The 22021-nt window shown below is 57.7% G+C and carries 27 protein-coding genes; 4 read left to right on the forward strand and 23 right to left on the reverse strand.

What is annotated here, in order from left to right; translation table 11 throughout:
• Positions 1-42: 42 nt before the first annotated feature.
• Positions 43-660, forward strand: a complete 618-nt coding sequence (locus ACO05M_RS17260) for a LysE family translocator (RefSeq protein ID WP_421865756.1) — start codon at positions 43-45, stop codon at positions 658-660.
• Positions 661-699: 39 nt separating this feature from the next.
• Here ACO05M_RS17260 and ACO05M_RS17265 read toward each other — a convergent pair whose 3' ends face one another.
• The 9 genes from ACO05M_RS17265 to ACO05M_RS17305 form a co-directional block, all read right to left on the reverse strand.
• Positions 700-1149: a YcgN family cysteine cluster protein gene (locus tag ACO05M_RS17265; RefSeq protein ID WP_421865758.1), complete on the reverse strand. Its 450-nt coding sequence runs from the start codon at positions 1147-1149 to the stop codon at positions 700-702.
• Positions 1150-1168: 19 nt separating this feature from the next.
• A complete protein-coding gene (locus tag ACO05M_RS17270; RefSeq protein ID WP_421865760.1) occupies positions 1169-1456 on the reverse strand; it encodes a YcgL domain-containing protein in 288 nt (95 codons plus the stop codon).
• Positions 1453-2655 carry a ribonuclease D gene (gene rnd, locus ACO05M_RS17275; protein ID WP_421865763.1) on the reverse strand — a complete coding sequence of 401 codons (1203 nt, stop codon included), beginning with the start codon at positions 2653-2655 and terminating at the stop codon, positions 1453-1455. Before rnd ends, ACO05M_RS17270 begins: the two co-directional genes overlap by 4 nt.
• Positions 2652-3248 (reverse strand): recombination mediator RecR, encoded by a 597-nt coding sequence (gene recR / locus ACO05M_RS17280; RefSeq protein WP_421865765.1) that lies wholly within the window; start codon positions 3246-3248, stop codon positions 2652-2654. The genes rnd and recR overlap by 4 nt, the downstream gene beginning before the upstream one ends.
• A 17-nt stretch (positions 3249-3265) precedes the next feature.
• The gene (locus tag ACO05M_RS17285; protein ID WP_421865768.1) at positions 3266-3586 is read right to left on the reverse strand and encodes a YbaB/EbfC family nucleoid-associated protein; all 321 of its coding nucleotides are present in this window, start codon (positions 3584-3586) and stop codon (positions 3266-3268) included.
• A 48-nt stretch (positions 3587-3634) separates the two neighbouring features.
• Positions 3635-5743, reverse strand: a complete 2109-nt coding sequence (gene dnaX / locus ACO05M_RS17290; protein WP_421865771.1) for a DNA polymerase III subunit gamma/tau — start codon at positions 5741-5743, stop codon at positions 3635-3637.
• A gap of 147 nt (positions 5744-5890) precedes the next feature.
• The gene (locus tag ACO05M_RS17295) at positions 5891-6469 is read right to left on the reverse strand and encodes a hypothetical protein (protein WP_421865773.1); all 579 of its coding nucleotides are present in this window, start codon (positions 6467-6469) and stop codon (positions 5891-5893) included.
• Positions 6470-6693: 224 nt separating this feature from the next.
• Entirely contained in the window at positions 6694-7011 is a 318-nt protein-coding gene (locus ACO05M_RS17300; protein WP_421865776.1) for an SCP2 sterol-binding domain-containing protein, read from the reverse strand.
• Between the two features lie 170 nt (positions 7012-7181).
• Positions 7182-7604, reverse strand: coding sequence for a YbaN family protein (locus ACO05M_RS17305; protein WP_421865779.1), 423 nt, complete (start codon positions 7602-7604; stop codon positions 7182-7184).
• A 798-nt stretch (positions 7605-8402) separates the two neighbouring features.
• On the opposite strand from ACO05M_RS17305, the gene thpR reads away from it, so the two are divergent.
• Positions 8403-8924 (forward strand): RNA 2',3'-cyclic phosphodiesterase, encoded by a 522-nt coding sequence (gene thpR / locus ACO05M_RS17310; protein ID WP_421865782.1) that lies wholly within the window; start codon positions 8403-8405, stop codon positions 8922-8924.
• Between the two features lie 42 nt (positions 8925-8966).
• Here the strand turns inward: thpR and ACO05M_RS17315 are convergent, their stop codons facing one another.
• The 5 genes from ACO05M_RS17315 to cobU form a co-directional block, all read right to left on the reverse strand.
• Positions 8967-9188 carry a hypothetical protein gene (locus ACO05M_RS17315; RefSeq protein ID WP_421865786.1) on the reverse strand — a complete coding sequence of 74 codons (222 nt, stop codon included), beginning with the start codon at positions 9186-9188 and terminating at the stop codon, positions 8967-8969.
• 186 nt (positions 9189-9374) lie between these two features.
• Complete coding sequence (locus ACO05M_RS17320) at positions 9375-10148, reverse strand: adenosylcobinamide-GDP ribazoletransferase (protein ID WP_421865788.1); 774 nt, start codon at positions 10146-10148, stop codon at positions 9375-9377.
• Positions 10141-10806: a histidine phosphatase family protein gene (locus ACO05M_RS17325; RefSeq protein WP_421865791.1), complete on the reverse strand. Its 666-nt coding sequence runs from the start codon at positions 10804-10806 to the stop codon at positions 10141-10143. Before ACO05M_RS17325 ends, ACO05M_RS17320 begins: the two co-directional genes overlap by 8 nt.
• A gap of 36 nt (positions 10807-10842) precedes the next feature.
• The gene (gene cobT / locus ACO05M_RS17330) at positions 10843-11904 is read right to left on the reverse strand and encodes a nicotinate-nucleotide--dimethylbenzimidazole phosphoribosyltransferase (RefSeq protein WP_421865794.1); all 1062 of its coding nucleotides are present in this window, start codon (positions 11902-11904) and stop codon (positions 10843-10845) included.
• Positions 11905-11943: 39 nt separating this feature from the next.
• Positions 11944-12483, reverse strand: coding sequence for a bifunctional adenosylcobinamide kinase/adenosylcobinamide-phosphate guanylyltransferase (gene cobU, locus ACO05M_RS17335; protein ID WP_421865797.1), 540 nt, complete (start codon positions 12481-12483; stop codon positions 11944-11946).
• Between the two features lie 214 nt (positions 12484-12697).
• Here cobU and ACO05M_RS17340 point away from each other — a divergent pair, with 214 nt between their 5' ends.
• Positions 12698-13180 (forward strand): YhcB family protein, encoded by a 483-nt coding sequence (locus ACO05M_RS17340; protein ID WP_421865800.1) that lies wholly within the window; start codon positions 12698-12700, stop codon positions 13178-13180.
• 83 nt (positions 13181-13263) lie between these two features.
• Here the strand turns inward: ACO05M_RS17340 and ACO05M_RS17345 are convergent, their stop codons facing one another.
• Positions 13264-14025, reverse strand: a complete 762-nt coding sequence (locus ACO05M_RS17345; protein ID WP_421865803.1) for a Nif3-like dinuclear metal center hexameric protein — start codon at positions 14023-14025, stop codon at positions 13264-13266.
• 77 nt (positions 14026-14102) lie between these two features.
• Here ACO05M_RS17345 and ACO05M_RS17350 point away from each other — a divergent pair, with 77 nt between their 5' ends.
• Positions 14103-15263 carry a S1C family serine protease gene (locus ACO05M_RS17350; protein WP_421865806.1) on the forward strand — a complete coding sequence of 387 codons (1161 nt, stop codon included), beginning with the start codon at positions 14103-14105 and terminating at the stop codon, positions 15261-15263.
• Between the two features lie 60 nt (positions 15264-15323).
• On the opposite strand, the gene hisC is transcribed toward ACO05M_RS17350, so the two are convergent.
• The 8 genes from hisC to rimM all read right to left on the reverse strand — a co-directional run bounded on the left by hisC (position 15324) and on the right by rimM (position 21994).
• On the reverse strand, positions 15324-16412 hold the full coding sequence (gene hisC, locus ACO05M_RS17355) for a histidinol-phosphate transaminase (protein WP_421865808.1): 1089 nt from the start codon (positions 16410-16412) through the stop codon (positions 15324-15326).
• Between the two features lie 95 nt (positions 16413-16507).
• Positions 16508-17818 (reverse strand): histidinol dehydrogenase, encoded by a 1311-nt coding sequence (hisD, locus tag ACO05M_RS17360; RefSeq protein ID WP_421865811.1) that lies wholly within the window; start codon positions 17816-17818, stop codon positions 16508-16510.
• Positions 17815-18507, reverse strand: a complete 693-nt coding sequence (hisG, locus tag ACO05M_RS17365; protein WP_421865813.1) for an ATP phosphoribosyltransferase — start codon at positions 18505-18507, stop codon at positions 17815-17817. Before hisG ends, hisD begins: the two co-directional genes overlap by 4 nt.
• Before the next feature lie 31 nt (positions 18508-18538).
• Positions 18539-19801 carry a UDP-N-acetylglucosamine 1-carboxyvinyltransferase gene (murA, locus tag ACO05M_RS17370; RefSeq protein ID WP_421865816.1) on the reverse strand — a complete coding sequence of 421 codons (1263 nt, stop codon included), beginning with the start codon at positions 19799-19801 and terminating at the stop codon, positions 18539-18541.
• A 60-nt stretch (positions 19802-19861) separates the two neighbouring features.
• Positions 19862-20104: a BolA family protein gene (locus tag ACO05M_RS17375; RefSeq protein ID WP_421865819.1), complete on the reverse strand. Its 243-nt coding sequence runs from the start codon at positions 20102-20104 to the stop codon at positions 19862-19864.
• A gap of 164 nt (positions 20105-20268) precedes the next feature.
• Entirely contained in the window at positions 20269-20631 is a 363-nt protein-coding gene (gene rplS, locus ACO05M_RS17380) for a 50S ribosomal protein L19 (protein ID WP_114695270.1), read from the reverse strand.
• A gap of 15 nt (positions 20632-20646) precedes the next feature.
• Positions 20647-21429, reverse strand: coding sequence for a tRNA (guanosine(37)-N1)-methyltransferase TrmD (gene trmD / locus ACO05M_RS17385; RefSeq protein ID WP_421865822.1), 783 nt, complete (start codon positions 21427-21429; stop codon positions 20647-20649).
• Between the two features lie 4 nt (positions 21430-21433).
• On the reverse strand, positions 21434-21994 hold the full coding sequence (gene rimM / locus ACO05M_RS17390) for a ribosome maturation factor RimM (protein ID WP_421865825.1): 561 nt from the start codon (positions 21992-21994) through the stop codon (positions 21434-21436).
• Positions 21995-22021: the final 27 nt, after the last annotated feature.

The raw sequence follows: 22021 nt of genomic DNA on the forward strand, positions 1-22021 counted from the left end.
CACTAACATCAACTCTTCGTACCTTTAACCCGACCACACCCCATGACTCCCGAAAGCGCCATCACTTTTTTCTTCGCCATCCTGATCTTTGCCGTCACCCCGGGTCCGGGTGTCTTCGCCTTGCTGGCCAGAGCTCTGATGTTTGGCCGAGATAGCTGCTGGATGCTGGCACTGGGAATGACCATCAGTGACATCCTCTATCTGATCGCCGCCTGTTTCGGTTTGGCCGCCATCGCACAAAACTGGGGAGAGGTGTTCACCCTGATCCGGATCGTTGGTGCCATCTATCTTTGCTACCTGGGTTGGAAGATGTGGAATGCGCCGTTGGATCTGGAGAGCATCGATAACAAACAGACCCGCAAAGGTCTGCTGCTCAGTTTCACCCAGGGGTTTCTGATCTCGGCCTCCAACCCCAAGGTGATCCTGTTCTATATCGCCTTCCTGCCGACATTTATGGATCTGGGTAGTTTGAGCGGTGGGGATATTCTGTTGGCCAGTGCGCTGACCCTAGTGGGACTGATGATCGGGCTGATGCTGATCGCCCAGTTTGCCGATGTGGCAAGGCAGTGGTTCCGCTCCGAAGCTGCGGTGAAACGCCTCAACCGCAGCGCCGGTTCGATCATGGTAGCTGCCGGCGCTTATTTGATGTCCCGTCACTGATACAGCGCGTACTACCGCAGGAAATGACAGCATCGGGAACTAGAGTTCGACCCCGTCCAGCACGTAGTCAAACCACTCGTCATCACGCACTCGAGTCTCGCTGACCGCCCATCGAATCACCGATACTTCAGCATCGACCACCGTTTGCGGATCACCGCTGATCAGCGGGTGCCAATCCGGTAACGGCTGGCCTTCGGCCAATAGTCGATAAGCGCAGGTCCGAGGCAGCCAGTGATAATTTTCCAGGGCGAGCTCGCGAACATTGAGGCACTCGGGTACCGCCTTGAAACGCTGTTCATAGGAACGGCAACGAGCGCAATCCAGATCCAGCTCTCGACAGGCGATAGCGGTGAACAACAGCTCCTCGCTATCCTCATCCTCGATCTTGTGCAGGCAGCATTTTCCGCAGCCATCACACAGGGACTCCCACTCGTCAGGACTGAGTTGCTCTAGAGTCTTTCGTTGCCAGAACGGCTGAAACGCGACCATCGACGCTCAGTTATCCCAATCAGTACTTGGCTTCGGTCGGCGCTCGATATAGATCGAGCATATACTCTTCACGAGGGGGCGGCATCTGCAGGTAATAGCCGGGATCACGCAACGCTGCGAGCAGTTTCGGCGCCTCTACACGGGCCAGTTTTTTACCCGGCGTGACCAGCAATGTCATCGCCTCTTTGGGAGTACCAAACATCTCCAACAGAGTCTCAGGCACCCGGGCCAGCCCCTCTTTCTTATCAACATAGAGGTACATATCGGACTTTTTCGGGCTCTTATAGACGGAACAGATTACTTTCATGCCTGACTCTCGTTATTTAATTCGCAATTGTTGTCGTTCAACAGCGTCTTCAGTGCTGTACCAACCACCTGCTCTCGCCAGCCTTGCAAGCCATCGGGCAAGACAGCTTCACCGGTTTCCAGCTGACTACGCACCAGGGCTTCCATATCCTTACGCTTAACCATCAATTCCGGTGCAATGTCGAGCGTTTCGGCACGCTCGTTCACCAGCGCCTTGAGCTGTTTCAATTGCGCGCCGCAACGGCTTGGCAGCGGCCGGTCCGGCACCGGGATACTGGCTTGATCATCCCGCTCAAGCCCCTGTTTCACGAGATCCAGCAACGTCTTACCATCTTTGGACAGCGTGCGACCTCGAATCCGCTCGACTTTCGACAACGCCCCCATCGAACTGGGCAAGCGGGTCGCTATCGACTGCAGGCTATTGTTATGCAGCACAAAGTTGCGCGGCATATCCCGCTCACGGGCCTCACGCTCGCGCCAACTCGACAGCGTATAGAGTACCGACAGTTGCTCGGGGCGCAGTTTCCAAGCCTGTTTGAATCGCAGGTAGTAGCTATCCATCGGCGGCGGTACCAACGCCTCATCAGCCGCCTGCCCACACTCTTCCAACACCCAATCAAGCTTGGCTTCGGCTTCCAATCTTGGCAGCAAGCGCTGATAAATCAGCTCCAGAAATACGACATCTTCGGCAGCATAATGACACTGCGACTCGGTGAGCGGACGCTGTAACCAATCCGAGCGGGTCTCCTGCTTATCGACCTCCAGCCCGAAGAGGGTGTTGAGCAGACGTTGATAACCCACCGACAACCCCAAGCCCAAGAAAGCACAGGCAGTCTGGGTATCGAACAGCGGTCGCGGCACGGCACCATAGCTGTGGGCAAACAGCTCCAGGTCTTCACTGCCGGCATGAACCAGTTTCAGCACATTTTCATCGTTGAGCAGATCAATCAACGGCGAGAAGTCACTGATCGCCTGCGGATCGATCAGATAGGCTTGGCCTTCGCTACCGACCTGGATCAGGCCGGGAATCGGGTAGAAGGTATCGGTCCGCTGGAATTCGGTATCGATCGCCACCCGGGGCTGCTGACGCCATTGCCGGCCCAGCTCGGCCAGTCTCGCATCGGTGTCGACCCACTCGGCATGGTAGATCGCCTGTCGGCACTGCTGCAGCTGGTTTTCGTCCAGAGGTTGGTTGATCACAGAGCTTTACGTCCATTGAATGCGTGGGTCAGGGTACTGCCGTCGACATACTCGAGTTCACCACCCAACGGGACCCCATGGGCGATCCGGGTAACTTCGAGCCCCATCGGCCGCACCTGCTCGACGATATAGTGCGCGGTGGCTTCACCTTCGACCGTGGGGTTGGTCGCGATGATCAGCTCCTCAACCTCCGATTCCTGCAACCGCTCCAGCAGTTGCGGAATACCGATGTCGTCAGGACCGAGGCCATCCAGCGGTGATAAATGCCCCTGCAGCACGAAATAGCGTCCCCGAAAGCTTCCACTCTGCTCGATCGCCACCACGTCCGCCGGGCTTTCGACCACACAGAGCAGCTGCGGGTCACGGCTGTGGCTGGCGCAGATGCCACAAACCGGCTGCTCGGTCAGGTTACGGCATTGTGCGCAATGGCCCACATCGGCCATCGCCTGCTGCAACGCCTCGGCCAACAATCGACCACCCTGACGGTCCCGTTCCAATAATTGAAACGCCATCCGCTGGGCAGACTTGGCACCCACCCCCGGCAGACAGCGCAACGCCGTAATCAGCTGATCGATCAGCGGGCTGTAACTCATAATACGTTAGGCACCGATCAGAACGGCATCTTGAATCCCGGAGGCATCATGCCACCGGTAATGCTGGCCATTTTCTCTTGGCTGGCGCTTTCTACCTTGCGTACCGCATCGTTAACCGCAGCAGCCAACAGGTCTTCCAAGATCTCTTTATCTTCTTCCATCAGGCTGTCATCAATCGATACCTGACGAACATCGTGGCGACCGTTCATCACCACCTTGATCAGGCCCGCACCGGATTCACCGGTCACCTCTGCATTGGCAATCTCTTCTTGGGCCTGCTGCATCTTCTCTTGCATCTGCTGGGCCTGTTTCATCAGGTTGCCCATTCCGCCTTTCATGGTTTACTCCTCGGTAAAATTGCTTGTTTAGCCCTGCCGGAACCGCCGTCAGGCCTCTTTGGCATCGATCGGACGAACGGAGGCCGGGTCAATCCGAGCATCAAACGCCGCCATAATCGCCTGCACATTGGTATCGGTTTCTATCGAACGCACCGCTTCAGCTTGGCGTTCTTCGCGTTTTCGCTGACGAAAACCCGCCGGGGTCTCAGCGTCGCTGCGGCCCTCGACTACCTCAACCCGTTGCGGCTGCCCCAGATGATCCGATAATGCCTTGGCCAACCGTTGCTGATGGGTATCGTTAAACAGGTGTAGTCGATCACTGGCCAGACAGAAGCGCCAGCTGCCCTGCTGCTCAGCCTCAAGCCAAGCGTTTGCGGCAATATTATACGTCATCCCGCTCAGGCCAATCTGATCAATCACCTCCACCCATCGTCTAGCCAGTTCACCACCCCGCACATCCAGCCGTGCACTTTGCTTGGCCGCCGTTGCGCCCTGTGGCCGTTCGGCAACCCTATCGGGAGCGGCAACAGCCGGCTTCGGCGCCACCGACGGCGAAGGTGCTGGTGATGGGGCTGGCTCTGCTGCCACAGCAGAAATAGGCGAAGTCCCGGCGTCGGGCTGCTCGGCTGACAGCGCAGCAGATGCGGTTGTATCTGCCTGAGTCACTGAACGAATCCGGGACGGACTCTCAATCCCCATGTTGTCACGGGGGCTTGGTTCCGACTCTGTGGCGGTCGGCGCCTCAGACTTTTTTGACTCACCCCCAGCGGGCGTCGGAGTTGGGTCGCCCCAGGGTGGCGGATCATGGGGATCAGCCATCGGCGCGGCTGGAACCTGTCCCGCCATGGACTCAGAGCCCGGAGTAGGCTGCGGGCTGATATTAGCCGGAGGAACCACGGCTTCGGGTCCAGGCTCAACAGTTTCCTTAAACGGAGATGCCGCTGGCGTAAGCTCTGGCGCTGACTGTTGTGGCTCAGCAGCACTGATGGTTGAAGCGGATTCAGCCGTTGGCTCGACCACGGGCGCGGCGGGCGCTGAAAGCTCCCCTTGCGGCAGCGCCAACTCACCGACTGCAACCGGACGGAACGCCAGCATCCGCAGCAATGTCATCTCCAGCCCTTCACGCGCCACCGGCACGTGGGGCAGATCACGGCGTCCGTTTACGCCGATCTGATAGAACAATTGCACGTCTTCCGCTCTGAGGGATTGAGCCAACGCCAGGATCGCATCCCGATCCCCTTGGCTGTTATCCACCCCTTGGGGAAGCATCTGGGCGATACCGATCCGATGCAGCAAACTCAGCAGCTCGGCAAGGATAGCATCGCTATCGGCACCCAGTTCACTGATCTGTCGCACCAGGTCCAACACCCCCTGGGCCGAACCCTGCGCCAACTGCTGCAACAGCCCCAGCACCTGGTGCTGATCGACGGTACCGAGCATCGCCCGGACATCGGCTTCACGCAGCTCGCCACTACCAAACGCGATCCCCTGATCGGTCAAGCTCATGGCATCCCGCATACTGCCATTGGCACCACGAGCCAGCAGCCACAAGGCCTGCTCTTCGAAGCGGATCTGTTCGGCCTGCAACACCTGCTGCAGATGAGCCACGATCTTTTCCGGCACCATGTTCTTGAGGTTGAACTGCAAACAGCGTGACAGGATGGTCACCGGCAGTTTCTGCGGATCGGTGGTCGCCAGCAGGAATTTGATATGGGGCGGGGGTTCTTCCAGGGTCTTCAGCAGCGCATTGAAGCTGTGGGTGGACAGCATATGCACTTCGTCGATCAGGTAAACCTTATAACGCCCCCGGGTCGGCGCGTACTGGACGTTCTCCATCAGCTCGCGGGTATCTTCAACCTTGGTCCGCGAAGCCGCATCCACCTCAATCAGATCAACGAAACGTCCTTCACTGATTTCACGGCAGGGCCCGCACTGCCCACAAGGCTTGGAGCTGACGCCCTGCTCACAATTCAGTGATTTGGCGAATAGTCGGGCGATGGAGGTTTTACCGACACCCCGGGTGCCGGTGAACAGATAAGCATGATGCAATCGGTCGCTGTCGAGCGCGTTGACCAGAGCCTGAAGGACATGCTCTTGCCCCACCATCCCTTCAAAGGTGGAGGGGCGCCATTTACGCGCCAGAACCTGATAACTCATAGATTGATTGATCCGCCAGATACCGCAAATTCAAGCCGTCAGCGCGGCCCTTAATAAGGTCTCTATGCTATCGGGAAGGGGGCTCGAAAACCAGCGAACGACATCAGGCCAGGGCAGAAAAACTGCCCTGCCCCGTATTTCTTTGGGTCAGCTAGCGGCGTTCTGTAGCAACACCTTAACCGCACTCAGCAGATCCTTGCTGTCGATACCGTTAACGGTCATATTCACCGCGGCATGAGGACTGGCTGATTTATCCTCAATAATTTTTACCGCCACCTGTGCCTGCCCTTTGCGGATCACGAATTCGTCGGCATCATCGGCAGCGCCGTCACCACCGTTGGCCTGGCATAGGCGGGACAGCTGCTTGCCCAACTCCTGATTATTCAACACCTTCAGGGTCTGGCGTTCGCGGGTCAGATACTCTTTACCCAGGTCGGTGATCATATCGAACAGCGTTCGCAGATTACCACTGGCCGAGCTGAGGTCTTCCGGCGTCGACTCCCAGGCATGGGCTGGCGGATGACTGATGCGAATCGCCGTCGCAACCCCGGTTGTGGGCGCCATCTCCACTTCCACAAACAGTGTCAGGGTGTATTGCAGCGCCGAACCGGATTTGAAAGGGATCTGTATGGTACGGCTACAGATCCCCGATGGCAGGATGGTGATATCAGAGTACTTGCCGCGCAAGATCTGATCCAGCTGTTTGATGGCTTCTTCTGGTGACATTGGGTTATCCCTCGCAGCGGGCTTGCAGGCTGTGGCATGCCAAAGTGCCCACCTTTTGAATCAAGCTGTTAACTAGCCTAGCCAAGATAACTTGATGCGCAACTCAAAGCGTTGCGCCAAGACAATAAAACACCCGTTTGGAGCAAGATCACGACCAAGAAACAGCCTAGCCAAACAGTGGAACCCGCTTGAAGACACCGAACACGCAAATCGCAGCTCAGGGATCAACCGGTCGGAAACAGTTTTGCCAACCGGGTCGCCAGCGCCATATCCCCGGATACCTTTAACTTACCGAACATAAACGCCTTCATCCCATCCAGTTCCCCACGTCCCAGCTTCTGCAGCGTGTCGAACTTCATCTTCAGGGTGACACAGGGAGCGCCATGCTCGCCACGCTCAAGCGCACATTGCTGATCACGGATGGTTAGAAAGTAGCTATCCCCCTCGGCCAACCGGTATTGAAACACGGCATCCAGGCCGCGCGCCGCCTCGGGTTGGAAACGCGCCACCATCGCCTCAAAAAACTGGTCAATCTGATTCATCGAAACAGCTCCGCTTGTTTATTGTTGTAAAAAGAGGAGAGATAGCTTGGAGGATCACTCAGGCTTCGGCGAGTGTCTAACCGCCCAAGTTTATTGACAAAAACACCCAGACACGCAAAACGAGGGGCTAAGGATCGGAAAGGGAACAGGCGGCCAAGCTGGATGCTGGATCAGTCAGTGGGATCAACCTGCGTATGAAGTTCACGCTTATCGGGTGAAGACGCTTGATCCTTCGGCTGTGACGGTCGGCTCCAGATGTACAACAAGGCGATCGCCGCGACCCCAAGCATGCTGGCATCAATGGCCCAATGAAGCGGCTTGAAGAAAACCGGGTAACTGATCATCAACAACATCATGGTGCTGGAGATCCACTTCACTTTCAACGGGATGACTCCATGGGCTTCCCAATCACGGATGATCGGACCGAACAGGCGGTGCCCCACCAGCATCTGGTGGAAACGCCGGGAACTGCGAGAAAAGCAATAGGCCGCCAGAATGATAAAGGGTGTGGTCGGCAGCAGCGGCAGCAGAACGCCGATAAGCCCTAACAGCAAGCACACCCATCCCAGGCCGAAAAATATCGCTTTACGCAATGATGCAACTCCTCAGAGACCAAAACCGTCAATTCATAGGGTGGCAGCTTCTCAGTGGCTGCAGTCTATCGAAGCCACACATTCTAGCAGCCTCTTCTAGCCTAGCCCGGAAATTTGCTGCGAGGATCGGAATTTATGGAGCTGCAACCGACTTTTAAGCACCCTAATCAACATTCCGGACGAAACCGACTGCTCGACAACGGGCAACAAGGCTAACCAACCGGACGATTTTGGCCGACCCCATCCCGGGCGAACCCCTGTTAGACAAAAAAAACGCACCCAAAGGTGCGTTAAAAAGAGATGGTAATAGGTCACCAGACTTCTGTTGCTTTGGCGATCAAAACAGCACTCGGCCGGTGGGGTAGAACAGGGACAACCTTACTATTAACGATATTGATTATCAACTACCTATGCTAATAAGCCTCATTAAATATCGCCAGCACCGACAGATTCAGCAGCTTAGGTCGAGATAAACAATCAGCGAAACGGCAATAACCGCCGGAAAATCAATCGAAAAAAAACGCACCCGAAGGTGCGTTAAGAGATGAGTGTGACCGTTCGGGGAGGTACCTGCCGGTTCGATTTGATGACCAATCAGTTGAACCGGTAACCCGCCAGGTCAATTGCCGACCCGTTGGCAGGTACCTCAGGAGCCCTGAACAAGGACAGATTAAACATATTGATAATCGTTATCAACACCTTTTGAGAAATAATCTCAACTTGCTGCGTATTCAGCATCTCTCTGGTTCGCCAGGACGAAACATGACCCCATCCTGTCGGTTCGGATAAACTAAGGTTATGCGCCTGTTTACCGCGATTGAACCACCTTCCGATCAGTTACCAGCAGTGGAGCGCCTCTGTCAGGGAATACCCGGTGTTCGCTGGAGCACCCCCTATCAGCTCCACTTAACCCTGGTCTTTATCGGCGAGGTAGCCGACGACTTACTGGAGCCGATCGCCGATGCCCTTGGCCGGATCGATTTCAACCGCTTCGAACTTCGGTGCCGCGAAATCGGATTCTTTCGCTCCGGCGCGCTCTGGTTGGGTGTTGCTCCCAGCCAGTCGCTTTCATTACTACAACAGAAGCAGCGGCTGGCCTTGAATCATATCCCCAGGGTTCAAATTCAGTCCCGCCGATTCCATCCCCACTGGACCCTGGGTCGTTTCCGTCGCCGTCAACAACCCGATCTGAGCGCTTTTATCGACAGGCATCGGAGCCTGGACATCAGCATCCCCGTGGATCGGTTTGTCCTCAAATCCAGTCGCTTATTTTCGCAAGGTGCACAGCATCGCAGCGAGTATGAATTCCTCGCTGAATAGGCAGGTTTGCTGCGGTGGCCGTGAGGCCTTTAGTTGGAGTAATTAGAGCGCTTTCTGAAACTCATCCCAACTGATTCCCGCTTTTGCCATCAGGCCACGCATCTGTTTCAGATTACGATCGCCAATCCGTTGGTTTTGAGTTTCGTGACGTTCTTGGATCAGTCCTTCGATCCACTGCTGAGCGGTAATTAGTTGGTCGGAGGTCAATTGCTTGGAGGCTTCGCGCAACAACTCGATATCGGTTAAATCAATTTTGGACTGCATGGGAATAGTCTAGAACAAACTGCATTCACTGGCGGCTATTCTATCGATGTTAATCAAATTAAGCATTAATCATTAGCCATAGATAATTAAGGAACTTTGCTGGGACGACGACCATTCGCTGCCACTTGTGCCTGGACGTTGCGCACTTCAAGCGCTTGAAACCACGGAAATCTGTTCGCAGCTTCCCTAAAGCGCAATCAGCAGACCAATCAGCGCTGCCGCCTCACTCAGTTCCACCAACGCACCCGCCGTGTCGCCGGTCGTTCCGCCAAGCCGTTTAACCATCAAACGCCGCAACCCGACAAACAACAGCAGGGCGCAAGCCAACGCCAGCAACGCCGGCCAGCCGGCACTTAGCAACAAGATTGCCAGCGCTATAAGCAACCATCTGGCTTGGCGTCGGTTAAATTGCTCGGCCAGGATCGCGCCCAACCCCTGACGCCGAACATAGTCGGTGGTTAAAAACAGCAGTAACAGCAGCCCACGACCGATTAAAGGCACCACCAACAGCCAGGCAGTATTCAGCGACAACAGCTGCACCAGAGCGGCGAACTTAACCAGCAGCAACAGCACCAGCAGCATCACTGCGGCCGGACCACAGGTTGGGTCCTTCATCAACTGCAATGTTCGTTCGCGGTCACCGAAGCCACCCACCCAGGCATCGGCGCTATCGGCCAATCCATCCAGATGCAGGCCTCCGGTCATCAGGCACCAGATAGTCAGCAACAATGCCGCCTGCAGCCACCATTGTCCCGGCAACAACCACTGCAACAGCAGCTGAGACCACCATAACAGCGCGCCAAGCAGCAGCCCGGTCAGCGGATACCAAAGCAGCGAACGCCCCACCACTTCGTCGGCGACCCGCCCGGGTTCCGGCACCGGTAAACGGGTTAAAAACTGCAACGCGACCAGCAGCGGCAGCAGGCTCTGCGGTAACGGTTTCGTTGTCGGCTCAGTCATAATCGGATAACAGCGGACGTCGGTTAAAGAATACCAACTGGGCGTGAAAGCCCTGTCGGCTAATTCCCTCGGTATCAGGATAGAGTTCAACCCGGGTCAGCGACGCATAATCAAGACTCAACTGCTGCGCACTGGCTCCGGGCAGCCCCAGCAGTAAGCAGATCAGCGCGCGGATAACCCCGCCATGGGTCACACAGAGCAAATTCTGCTGTTCACCATCGGGAACCGCCTCGAGCCAGCCTGACAATAGAGGTTGGAGTCGTTGGCGCAGCGCCAGCATGGTTTCACCACCCGGCGGCGGATTGTGATCAGGATCCTGCCAGAAAGCCATCACCTGTTTCGACTGCTGTTGCCAGACCTGCTCCAGCAACAGGCCATCCCACTGACCGAAGTCCAACTCCCGCAACGCCGGCTCCAACGTCAACGGAAGCTGTAACTGACTCGCAAAACGTTGGGCCGGTACCGCACAGCGCTGCAGCGGTGAGCTATAGATTCGATGCCAGCCGGGAGTATCGTTTGAGGCGGCCTTGAGAGCGGCAAAGGCTGATTCCATCTGCTGCATCCCCAGAGGAGACAGGGCAGAATCGGTACATCCTCGATAGATGGCACCGTCGTCGCAGCTGCCGTGTCGCAGCAAATCGATAATCAAACCGGACATCGCTGTCGCTTCATCATTCGGGTTTCGTTATCGCTGCTAGCAGATATTTTCACTGACCGCAGCCTCGGCGAAGGTCGCCATCTCCGACTGCAGTCTGCAGGCCGATTGCAGCAGTGGAACACAGACCGCAGCACCACTGCCCTCCCCCAGACGCATCCCTAAATCCAATAGCGGTTCGGCGTCCATGGCCTGCTGCATCAGGCGATGTCCCGGCTCGGCAGAATTATGGGAAAACAGCAACCAGGGCCGCAGTTGCGGGTTGATACGACTGGCCACCAGCGCAGCACTGGTGGTAATAAACCCATCCACCAGCACCGGCAAGCCGCGCCGGGCACAGCCCAGATAAGCACCACACAACGCAGCGATCTCCAGCCCTCCCAAGTGCTGCAGAGTCGCCAGCGGCGAATCCAGCTTAGCCTGGTGCAAAGCCAGTGCCCGGTCGATCGCCGTGGTTTTCCGATCGATCCCGGCACTGTCGACCCCGGTCCCCGGACCGACCAGGCTCCGGGCCGGTTGCTCCAGCAGCGCAGCGGCCAGCGCGGTGGCGGCCGTGGTATTGGCGATCCCCATCTCACCACCGATAAATAACTGTACGCCCTGATCAGCCGCTTGCTCGGCAGCACGACGACCGCACGCCAGCGCGGCTTCTAACTGAGCGGGGCTCATCGCCGGTTGACGACAGAAATTGGCGGTCCCCGCTGCGATACGGGCATCCTCAACCTGCGGCAGAGATTCCAATTCCGTCAGGGTACCGACATTAACCACTTTGAAATCCGCCCCGAGCTGGCGGGCCAGCACCGTGATGGCCGCCCCACCACGGGAAAAGTTACGCACCATCTCGACGGTCACCTCCTGAGGAAAAGCTGAAACCCCCTCTTCAGCGACGCCGTGATCGGCCGCAAACACCCGAATGGAAACCTTCTTCAACACCGGCTTCAGCTGTCCCTGAGCGGCCGCAAACAAGGCCCCCAACTGCTCCAAGCGCCCCAGTGACCCGGGAGGTTTAGTCAGCTGATTCTGATACGCCTGGGCTTCGGCGTGACATTGAGCATTCAGGGGTTGGATCGGTTGGTACAGCCATTCAAGGGAATCGCTCACTGGGTTCTCCTCAGAACACAACAGACAGAAAAAGATGGATCAGGATTCAAGCGCCAGCACAGTTCCGGCGGGCTTTAATACATGGGGAAGCCCGGCGACGGTCAACACCACCCGGTCGCACTGGCTTGCCAGCTGCTGGTGCAACATCCCCAGCTCATCCTGGAAATGGCGACTCAACTCCCCCATTGGCGTGATCCCCATCCCCACTTCGTTGGAGACAAAGATCAACTCCCCGGGCAGCTGCGGCAGGATATCCAACAGCGCATCCACTTCGCGCCGCAGAACACCGTGTTGTTCCAGACAGATCAGATTGCTCAGCCACAGAGTCAGGCAGTCTACCAGCAGCAGTTTCAGATCACCGGCGTGCTGTTGCAGACATTGCGCCAAGGCGACCGGCTCCTCCACCAAGCCCCAGTGCTCAGGACGACGGTCCCGGTGCAGACCAATGCGACTCTCCATCTCCGCATCACCCACCGTCGCGGTGGCGATATAGGCAACTTCAAGCCCCGATTGCATCGCCAAACGTTCGGCCAACTGACTTTTACCGGAACGGGCTCCACCCAAGATTAGCTGTTTCATTGCCCTCATCTCCCGCCTGCCGACGCCCGGCAAGGCAAACCGACGGTCCCTTGCCAGCAATTATGGATCAGATGCTGCCATCAACCGCCAAAAACCAGCGACTATAGCAATTGCCTCCGCACCGCCGCAAACCGCCTCCCGGCCTTTGTCTTCATCTACAAATTGAAGTATCTTCGGCCCTTCAAGTCCGCGCACTATCGGAGGAATAACCGCAGTGGAATCAGCCACCCAAACCGTCCTGCTGGTCAGCTTTTCAACCCTGGTCATTGGTCTAATTTTCGGCCTACTGATCGGCCGAAGCAATATCGGCTCCCGCAGCAAAGGCGCTCTGATCGAGGAGCTCAATGAGGCACGCCGAGAGCTGGAGGCCTATAAGCTGGATGTAGCCACCCGATTTACTCAGACCGCCGAGCTGGTCAATAAACTGACCGATAGTTATCGCGATGTGCACCAGCACCTCTCCAACAGCGCCCGTGAGCTCTGCAACGATGACCAGCTGCTGGTCAGCCTGGAGCACCGTACGGATCCGGCAGCCGAGCAAGAAGCAGCACCGGAACAGCAAAGCACCTCAGAGTCCCAGGTCGAACCGCCTCGGGATTACGCTCCTAAAACCGACCCCGAGGCCGAAGGCACGCTGTCGGAAGAGTACGGTTTGAAAAAAGAAGAGGAGGTGCAGGAGCCCTCTCGAATGGCCTGACACCAGCCCATTATCGGTAAATACACGACGCCCGGCCAAGCGCCGGGCGTTTTCGTTTCTAACGCGCCAACCAAAAGATCTAGCTATACCGGGTTATCCAATTCGATGTAACAGTGTTCGATATCAAACTCATCCGCCAGCTGCTGACCCACTGCCTGGATCCCGTAGCGCTCGGTGGCATGGTGGCCCGCACCGAAGTAATGCACCCCGCCTTCACGGGCGGCATAGACCGTCGGCTCTGAGATCTCCCCACTGATAAAGGCGTCCAGTCCCCGGGCGATAGCATGTTCGATATAGCCCTGGGCCGCACCGGTACACCACCCCAGGGTTTCAATACGCTTGGCGTTGCCTTCGATCCACTGCGGCCGACGCCCCAGCTCAGCTTCAATACGTTCTGCCAGCTGCTCAGCACTTAGCGGTTGCTCAAGCCGGCCCCACAACCCCACCGGCTGACGACTGTTGAGCTCCAGTCCGCCCTCAATCGTCAACCCCAGCCGTCGAGCCAACTGAGCGTTATTGCCCAGTTGCGGATGAATATCCAACGGCAAATGGTAGGCGATTAGGCTGATATCGTGTTCAAGCAGGGTCTGCAGTCGGCGCCGCTTCATCCCACGTACACAGGGGTCTTCGCCGCGCCAGAAATAGCCGTGATGCACCAGCACGGCATCGGCCTTGGCCAACACCGCGGCATCCAGCAAAGCCTGGGAGGCGGTGACACCGGTAACGATACGCCGTACTTGCGCACGCCCCTCCACCTGAAGGCCATTGGGGCAATAGTCCTTGATCAGCCCGGGTTCCAACCACTGGTCTAAGGTTTTAACTAACTGGGTTAACGCTACGGACACGGTGTTATCCTCAAAATCGATTACCAATCAACAATTTCAGTTCGTATAATGGGCCATTATCCGAGTTCTTGAGCAATATGCGCAAACTGACCACCCTACTATTGTGGCCGATCGCTGCTGGAATACTGGTGGCGTTCGTGATGCTGACCTTCTTTCCGCAGGGTATCAGCCCGAGCCTGGCTCCGGTAGAGATCCATCAGGTCAGCCCGACACCACCGACTTCCAATCTGGGCGTCGGCCCGGTCTCCTATGCCGATGCAGTGGCCAAAGCGGCACCGGCGGTCGTCAATATCTACACCCGTAGCCGTGCGCCTCAAAACAGCGGCGATCAGTTTGAAGACCCGGCCCTGCGCGAATATTACGGCCAACCTGACGCCAACGGTCGTACCCAACGCCAGGTGATCTCCAGCCTGGGTTCGGGAGTCATCATCAGCCCTCAGGGCTATATCGTCACCAACAACCACGTCATCACCGATGCCGAATCCATCCTGGTCGCACTGCACGACGGTCGCGAAGCTGAAGCCAAGGTGATCGGTACCGATCCGGAAACCGATCTGGCGGTGCTGAAAATCGAACTAAAGGAGCTGGCCGTCATCGATCTGGCCGTCTCCCAGCCGCAGCAGGTCGGTGATGTGGTGCTGGCGATCGGCAACCCGTTCGGCGTCGGCCAGACCGTCACCATGGGTATCATCAGCGCCACCGGTCGCAACCAGCTGGGTATCAACACCTACGAGAACTTTATCCAGACCGACGCCGCCATCAACCCCGGCAACTCAGGGGGCGCCTTGGTCAACGCCATGGGGAATATGATCGGTATCAACACCGCGATCTTCTCGCGCTCCGGCGGCTCCCAGGGTATCGGCTTCGCCATCCCGGTGGATCTGGTTCGCAGTGTGTTGAAAGGCATTATCGAGAACGGTCGCGTGGTTCGCGGCTGGCTCGGTATCGAGATCCAGCAGATGACTCCCGCCCTGGCCGAGTCTTTCGGCACCGAAGAAGCCTGGGGACTGATCATCGCGGGAATCTTCCGTGACAGCCCGGCCCATCAAGCCGGCATGCAGCCCGGTGATGTACTGATCAGCATCGACGGTCAGCCGATCCGTAGCGGCCAGGCGGCGATGAACCAGATCGCCGTCACCAAGCCCGGCACGATGCTGAAACTGGGACTGCTGCGCAACGGCGAGCTGATCAACGTCGAAGCCACCATCGGCAACCGACCACCGACCCGAGCCCGGTAACCCTGGCTAAGAAGCCCTAGCCCGACCAACCCAGCCGATCGCCACCGCGTTGAGAAAGCCTTACAGCAACGGTTTTAGGGCTTCGATCAGACGCTGATTTTCTTCCGGAGTGCTGACATTGATTCGCAGACAACCGGCCAGCGCCGGATGACCGCCATCCAGTTTTTTCACCAGCACACCGGCGCCCTTTAAAGCCTCATGCAGCTCGGCCGCCGGCTTCTCCAGCGAGCGAACCAGCACAAAGTTGGCCTCGCTGGGCCAGACCTGCAGTTGCGGCAGCTGCTGCAGCGCGTCGATCAGGCTGATGCGAGCCTGACGCAGCTTGGCGGTCTGCTCCCGGAACAGCTCGTAGTGGTCCAGCGCAAACTCGGCACTGGCCTGGGTCAATACATTGATGTTGTAGGGCAAGCGCAGCTTGTCAAACTCACCGAGCCATTCCGGCTTGCCGATCAACAGCCCCAACCGCAATCCGGCCAGACCCACTTTCGACAGGGTACGCATCAGCACCAAATTGTCGTAATCGCCCAGTAGCGACAGTGAGTCACAATCGGTAAACGCCGTGTAAGCTTCATCGACGATCACCAGCCCCTGACTGGCTTCGGCGATACGGCGAATCTTCTCCTCGCTATAGAGGTTACCGGTCGGGTTGTTGGGCTGGGCCAGGAAGATCAACGCCGGCTGGCGCGCTTCGATCTGCTCCAGCATCGCGCCAAGATCCAGATCGAACTGGCTGTCCAGCGGCACGCCGACGTAATCGATTCGGCAGAAGGTAGCGATCATCTGGTACATCACGAAGCTGGGCTCCGGCGCCATCACACAGACATCATCACCGGCTACCGCCATCGCCAGAATCTGGATGATTTCGTCCGAGCCGTTACCCAGCATCAGCTCGTACTCCGATGGGATGCCCATCACCTGGCGCAACCGATCCTTGACCCCTTGGGCCTGGGGTTCGGGGTAGCGATTGATCTCCACCTCGGCCAGCTTGTCGAGCCAGGCCTGTTTGGTGGCATCGGACCACTGGTAGGGGTTTTCCATCGCATCCAGCTTCAACATTCCGGTCGACGGCGGCACCTGATAGGCATGCAACGCCCGCACTTCGGGACGGATCAGTTTGGAGATACGTTGTTCGAGGCTGGCTTGGGTCATGGTTGGTCGACTTTTCTAAAGAGGATGGAGAGCAGGCCCACCGAGATGGGCCTGAGTTCGATAGCGTTGCTTTTTCTAGCCTATCCGGTTCCTGCCTATTCCGGCTTGATTCGGTACTCGGCGGAGCGGGCGTGAGCGGTCAGGCCTTCACCGCGGGCCAGTACCGAAGCGGTCTTACCCAGTTCGCTGGCACCATCGGCGGAGAAGCGGATCAACGACGAGCGCTTCTGGAAGTCATAAACCCCCAACGGAGACGAGAAGCGGGCGGTACCCGAGGTCGGCAACACATGGTTGGGGCCGGCACAGTAGTCGCCCAACGCCTCGGCGGTATAGCGCCCCATAAAGATCGCACCGGCATGGCGGATCTTCGGCAGCAGCGCATCCGGATCCTCGACAGACAGCTCCAGGTGCTCCGGTGCGATCCGGTTCACCAGCTCCACCGCCTGATCCAGATCGGCGACTTCGATCAGCGCGGCCCGGTCGTTGAGGGACTTGGCGATAATCTCACGGCGCTCCATGGTCGGCAGCAGCTTGGCAATGCTGGCCGACACCGCGTCCAGATAAGCCGCATTCGGGCAGATCAGGATCGACTGGGCATCTTCATCATGCTCGGCCTGGGAGAACAGGTCCATCGCCACCCAGTCCGGGTCGGTCTGGCCATCGCAGACCACCAGAATCTCGGATGGCCCGGCAATCATATCGATTCCGACCAGCCCGAACACCGCCCGCTTGGCGGTGGCGACATAGATGTTGCCCGGTCCGACGATCTTATCGACCCGTGGTACCGTCTCGGTACCGTACGCCAGTGCCGCCACGGCCTGGGCACCACCGACACAGAAGACCCGGTCGACACCGGCCAGGCAGGCCGCCGCCATGACCAGCTCGTTGATCTCACCATCGGGGGTCGGTACCACCATGATGATCTCGCTAACGCCGGCCACCTTGGCCGGAATCGCGTTCATCAGGACCGACGACGGGTAGGAAGCTTTGCCACCGGGGACATAGATGCCGACCCGATCCATCGGCGTCACCTGCTGGCCCAGCATGGTGCCGTCGGCTTCGGTGTACTGCCAGGACTGCTGCAGCTGGTGCTCATGGTAGCTGCGGACCCGCTGGGCGGCGGTTTCCAGCGCCTGGCGCTGTTCATTACTCAGACCATCAAGAGCCTGCTGCAGTCGCTCCGGCCCCATCTCCAGTGCGGCCATATCGGCAGCACTGAGACGGTCAAAACGGTTGGTGTACTCGACCACCGCGTCATCACCACGACGGCGGACATCGGCCAACACGCCATCGACAACCTGATTGACGCTGGTATCGGATACGGTTTCCCAGGCCAGTAGCTGGTCCAGTCGGGCATCGAAGTCACCCCGACCATAAACCAGCCGGGTTACGCTCGGATCACTCATGCTGATACCTCGTCGGCCTGGTTTTCGGCATCCTTGGCCCGCTCGACCGCCTCGCCCAGCTGCTCGATGATCGGTTGAATCAGGCTGTGTTTCATTTTCATCGCCGCCTTGCCGACCACCAGTCGGGTACTGATCGGGGCGATCAGCTCCAGCGGTTTCATGCCATTGGCCTTCAAGGTGTTGCCGGTATCGACGATATCGACGATGCAGTCGGCCAGCCCCATGATCGGCGCCAGTTCCATCGCACCATAGAGCTTGATGATATCGACCTGCTTGCCCTGGCTGGCGAAGTAGCGTTTGGTGATATTGACGAACTTGCTCGCCACCTTGACCCGACCGCCATCGGGAATCGGCTTGGCATCCACCAGCCCGGCGGTCATCAACCGGCAACGTGAGATATTCAGATCCAGCGGTTCATACAGGCCACGGGCCCCATGTTCGAGCAGCACGTCCTTACCGGATACCCCCATATCGGCGGCACCGTACTCCACGTAGGTGGGCACATCGGTGGCGCGAATGACCAACAGCTTGATATGCGGATGGTTGGTATCAAAAATCAGTTTTCGGCTGGAGAAGATATCCTCGGCCGGAATGATATTGGCCTGCTCCAGCAACGGCAGGGTTTCTTTCAGAATACGCCCTTTCGACAAGGCAATCGTAATGGACTGACTGGCGGTGGTTTGGGTCATGGTCATGCTCTGTATGGGGATGCTGGAATTGTCAGGAAGCCACCCGGCCAACTTTGGCGCCGATCAGCTCAAATTTCTCTTCGATACACTCGTAACCGCGATCGATGTGGTAGATCCGATCGATCAGGGTATCGCCTTCGGCCACCAGCGCGGCGATGACCAAACTGGCCGAGGCCCGCAAGTCGGTGGCCATCACCGGGGCCGCTTTCAGGGTTTCGACCCCTTCGATCACCACGGTGTTGCCGTCGATGGTGCATTTGGCACCCATCCGGATCATCTCCTGGATATGCATAAAGCGGTTTTCGAAAATCGTCTCCTTAATGATCCCGACCCCTTCGGCAACCGCATTCATGGCCGCGAACTGAGCCTGCATATCGGTCGGAAACGCCGGATAAGGCGCCGTGGTCAGGTTGACCGCCTTGGGCCGGCGGCCGTGCATGTCCAGGCTGATCCAGTCGTCACCGGTCTCGATCTCGGCGCCGGCCTCTTCCAGCTTCATCAGTACCGCTTCAAGGGTGTCCGGACGGGTGTCCTTCAACTTGATCTTGCCACCGGTCACGGCGGCGGCGACCAGATAGGTACCGGTCTCAATACGGTCGGCCATTACCGAGTAGTGGCAACCGTCCAGACGCTCAACGCCACGCACCCGGATGGTATCGGTGCCATGACCTTCGATATCTGCACCCATCGCAATCAGGCACTCCGCCAGATCGACGATCTCCGGCTCCTTGGCAGCATTCTCGATGGTCGAGGTACCTTCGGCCAGCGTCGCGGCCATCAGAATATTCTCGGTGCCGGTCACGGTGACGGTGTCGAAGAAGATATGCGCCCCTTTCAAACGGCCGTTGGTTCGGGCACGGATATAACCGTCTTCCACGGCGATATCGGCCCCCATGGCTTCCAGGCCACGGATATGCAGATCCACCGGACGACTACCGATGGCGCAGCCGCCCGGCAGCGAGACTTCAGCCTCCCCAAAACGAGCCAGCATCGGCCCCAGTACCAGGATCGACGCACGCATGGTCTTAACCAGCTCGTACGGAGCCACCAGGGTATCAACACTGCGGCTGTCGACTTCGACATTCATCCGCTCATTCAGGGTCACACCCACGCCCATCCGGCCCAGCAGCTCAATCATGGTGGTGACATCGTGCAGATGAGGCAGGTTGGAAAGCGTCACCGGGCCGTCAGCCAGCAGGGTGGAGGCGATAATCGGTAAGGCAGAGTTTTTGGCTCCGGAAATACGCAGCTCGCCCTGCAGACGATTGCCGCCACTGATCAGCAGTTTATCCATAGTTTCTTCCGCTTGGCCGCACCCTACAGGCTCGGCCGGTCTAACAAAGGGATGGAGGGCTTAGTTGCCCTGAGCCTGCCACTGGGCAGGGGTGTAGGTCTTGATGGTGACGGCATGGATCGCACCACTGGCGATCTGCTCGGTCAGACAGCCGTAGACCAGCTGTTGACGCTTGACCGGCGACAGCCCGTCGAATTTGTCACCCACCACGACCACTTGGAAATCGCAGCCTTCACCGGCGGTGATCGCCTCGCAGCCTTCTAGTTGCTGCTCAATCAATTGCTTAACTTCGGATGCCTGCATCGCACTCTAACCTGAAAAATTAACCTGTAAATCGAACCGGCAGATGATATAGAAAAATGCCTCAAAAGGCGATGCCCAACGGGCCTGAGCGCCGCGTCACGGGCACAAAAAAGGCGACCACTGAGGGTCGCCTTTTTTCGCAGTCTGCGATCAAAAAGTCAGGCTTACTTCTTAGCCAGCTTCTCTTTGATACGGGCAGACTTACCAGACAGCTCACGCAGGTAGTACAGCTTGGCCTGACGTACGTCACCACGACGCTTGACGGTGATGCTGTCGACTGCCTTGCTGTAGGTCTGGAAAGTACGCTCAACGCCAACACCGTGAGAGATCTTACGTACGGTGAAAGCTGAGTTCAGGCCACGGTTACGCTTACCGATAACCACACCTTCGAACGCCTGCAGACGCTCACGGCTACCTTCAACAACCTTAACCTGGACAACCAGGGTGTCACCCGGGCCAAACTCGGGCACTTCTTTGCCCATCTGTTCGTTTTCCAGCGCCTGAATGATCAGATTCTTGCTGCTCATGATTCGCTCCTAATTCTAACTATCCGACGGTTGGGTCTGATCGACCGTTTCCGCCTCGCGGATAAACTCGTCGAGCAACCGCTGTTGCTCTTTATTCAGTTGTCGACCGTCCAGCAGGTCAGGTCGCCGCTGCCAGGTTCGGCCTAGCTGCTGTTTCAGCCGCCAGCGCCGGATATCCTCGTGGTTACCGCTAAGCAGCACCGCGGGTACCGTTTGTTCGTTGACCAGCTCCGGTCGGGTGTAGTGCGGACAATCCAGCAACCCGTCCTCAAAGGAGTCCTCTGTTGCCGAATCCTGATGCCCCAGCACCCCGGGAACCAGCCGGGAAACCGCATCGATCAGGGTCATGGCCGGCAGTTCGCCGCCGCTGACCACAAAGTCCCCAAGGGACCACTCTTCATCGATCTCGTTTTCCAGCAATCGCTCGTCGATACCTTCGTACCGTCCGGCGACCAGCACCAGACTGTCGCGCTCGGCCAGCTCTCTTACGCCAACCTGATCCAATTTGCGGCCCTGGGGTGATAGGTAGATCACCTTGACCGGCTTATCCCCGGCCTGAGCCTGGGCGGCTGCCTTGGCAGCCTGGATCGCATCCCGCAATGGCTGAACTTTCATCAGCATTCCGGGCCCGCCTCCGTAGGGGCGGTCATCGACAGTTCGATGCTTATCGTGGGTGAAATCCCTTGGATTCCAGCTCTCGAGACTGATCAGCCCTTTTTTCAGCGCCCTTCCGGTGACACCATACTCGGTAATCGCCCGGAACATCTCGGGAAACAGTGTAACAACACCGACCCACACGAACTTAAAACTCCGGGTCCCAATCGACCCGAATAGTACCTGCTTCGAGGTTTATCTCTTTAACCACCTGCTCGGGCAGATACGGAATCATCCGTTCCCGCTTATCGATACTCTGCGCCGTGCCTCGAACGACCAGTACGTCGTTGGAGCCCGTCGCGATCAGGTGATCAACCCGACCCAGCTCTACACCGGATTCGGTCACTACATTCAGTTTTTCCAGCTGGTGCCAGTAGTAGTCGCCCTCTTCGAGTTCAGGCAACTCACCTTGATCGACCGAGATATCCACACCGCAAAAATTGCGGGCCACTTCTCGATCATCGCATCCAACCAGTTTGGCAATCAGACCCTTACCGTGACGCTTACCCTGATCAACCTCAATCGCCTGCAAGCGGCCATTAATTTCGATATACCAGGGGTTGTAGTTGAGGATGTTGTCCATCGGCTCGGTATGGGAGTAGACCTTGACCCACCCACGTACACCGTAAACCGACGTAATCTTGCCCAACACCACCCGTTCTTTTGGAATGGGCTTTGTGCTCGACGTTGACCGATCCCCTACTGCCATCAGCGGTTCCGATTACCTGCTATTGAC

Origin of the sequence: Motiliproteus sp. (genome assembly GCF_965230735.1) — a bacterium.
Classification (GTDB): Bacteria; Pseudomonadota; Gammaproteobacteria; order Pseudomonadales; family Balneatricaceae; genus Motiliproteus.

Bases quoted from the DNA above. Each gene is read 5' to 3' on its own strand.
- ACO05M_RS17265 (WP_421865758.1), bottom strand. From the start codon at position 1,149: ATGGTCGCGTTTCAGCCGTTCTGGCAACGAAAGACTCTAGAGCAACTC.
- recR (WP_421865765.1), bottom strand. From the start codon at position 3,248: ATGAGTTACAGCCCGCTGATCGATCAGCTGATTACGGCGTTGCGCTGT.
- ACO05M_RS17320 (WP_421865788.1), bottom strand. From the start codon at position 10,148: ATGACTGAGCCGACAACGAAACCGTTACCGCAGAGCCTGCTGCCGCTG.
- ACO05M_RS17270 (WP_421865760.1), bottom strand. From the start codon at position 1,456: ATGAAAGTAATCTGTTCCGTCTATAAGAGCCCGAAAAAGTCCGATATG.
- ACO05M_RS17285 (WP_421865768.1), bottom strand. From the start codon at position 3,586: ATGAAAGGCGGAATGGGCAACCTGATGAAACAGGCCCAGCAGATGCAA.
- ACO05M_RS17295 (WP_421865773.1), bottom strand. From the start codon at position 6,469: ATGTCACCAGAAGAAGCCATCAAACAGCTGGATCAGATCTTGCGCGGC.
- thpR (WP_421865782.1), top strand. From the start codon at position 8,403: ATGCGCCTGTTTACCGCGATTGAACCACCTTCCGATCAGTTACCAGCA.
- ACO05M_RS17315 (WP_421865786.1), bottom strand. From the start codon at position 9,188: ATGCAGTCCAAAATTGATTTAACCGATATCGAGTTGTTGCGCGAAGCC.
- rimM (WP_421865825.1), bottom strand. From the start codon at position 21,994: ATGGCAGTAGGGGATCGGTCAACGTCGAGCACAAAGCCCATTCCAAAA.
- ACO05M_RS17260 (WP_421865756.1), top strand. From the start codon at position 43: ATGACTCCCGAAAGCGCCATCACTTTTTTCTTCGCCATCCTGATCTTT.
- rplS (WP_114695270.1), bottom strand. From the start codon at position 20,631: ATGAGCAGCAAGAATCTGATCATTCAGGCGCTGGAAAACGAACAGATG.
- hisC (WP_421865808.1), bottom strand. From the start codon at position 16,412: ATGACCCAAGCCAGCCTCGAACAACGTATCTCCAAACTGATCCGTCCC.
- hisG (WP_421865813.1), bottom strand. From the start codon at position 18,507: ATGACCCAAACCACCGCCAGTCAGTCCATTACGATTGCCTTGTCGAAA.
- ACO05M_RS17350 (WP_421865806.1), top strand. From the start codon at position 14,103: ATGCGCAAACTGACCACCCTACTATTGTGGCCGATCGCTGCTGGAATA.
- ACO05M_RS17300 (WP_421865776.1), bottom strand. From the start codon at position 7,011: ATGAATCAGATTGACCAGTTTTTTGAGGCGATGGTGGCGCGTTTCCAA.
- ACO05M_RS17325 (WP_421865791.1), bottom strand. From the start codon at position 10,806: ATGTCCGGTTTGATTATCGATTTGCTGCGACACGGCAGCTGCGACGAC.
- cobU (WP_421865797.1), bottom strand. From the start codon at position 12,483: ATGAAACAGCTAATCTTGGGTGGAGCCCGTTCCGGTAAAAGTCAGTTG.
- hisD (WP_421865811.1), bottom strand. From the start codon at position 17,818: ATGAGTGATCCGAGCGTAACCCGGCTGGTTTATGGTCGGGGTGACTTC.
- murA (WP_421865816.1), bottom strand. From the start codon at position 19,801: ATGGATAAACTGCTGATCAGTGGCGGCAATCGTCTGCAGGGCGAGCTG.
- ACO05M_RS17375 (WP_421865819.1), bottom strand. From the start codon at position 20,104: ATGCAGGCATCCGAAGTTAAGCAATTGATTGAGCAGCAACTAGAAGGC.
- dnaX (WP_421865771.1), bottom strand. From the start codon at position 5,743: ATGAGTTATCAGGTTCTGGCGCGTAAATGGCGCCCCTCCACCTTTGAA.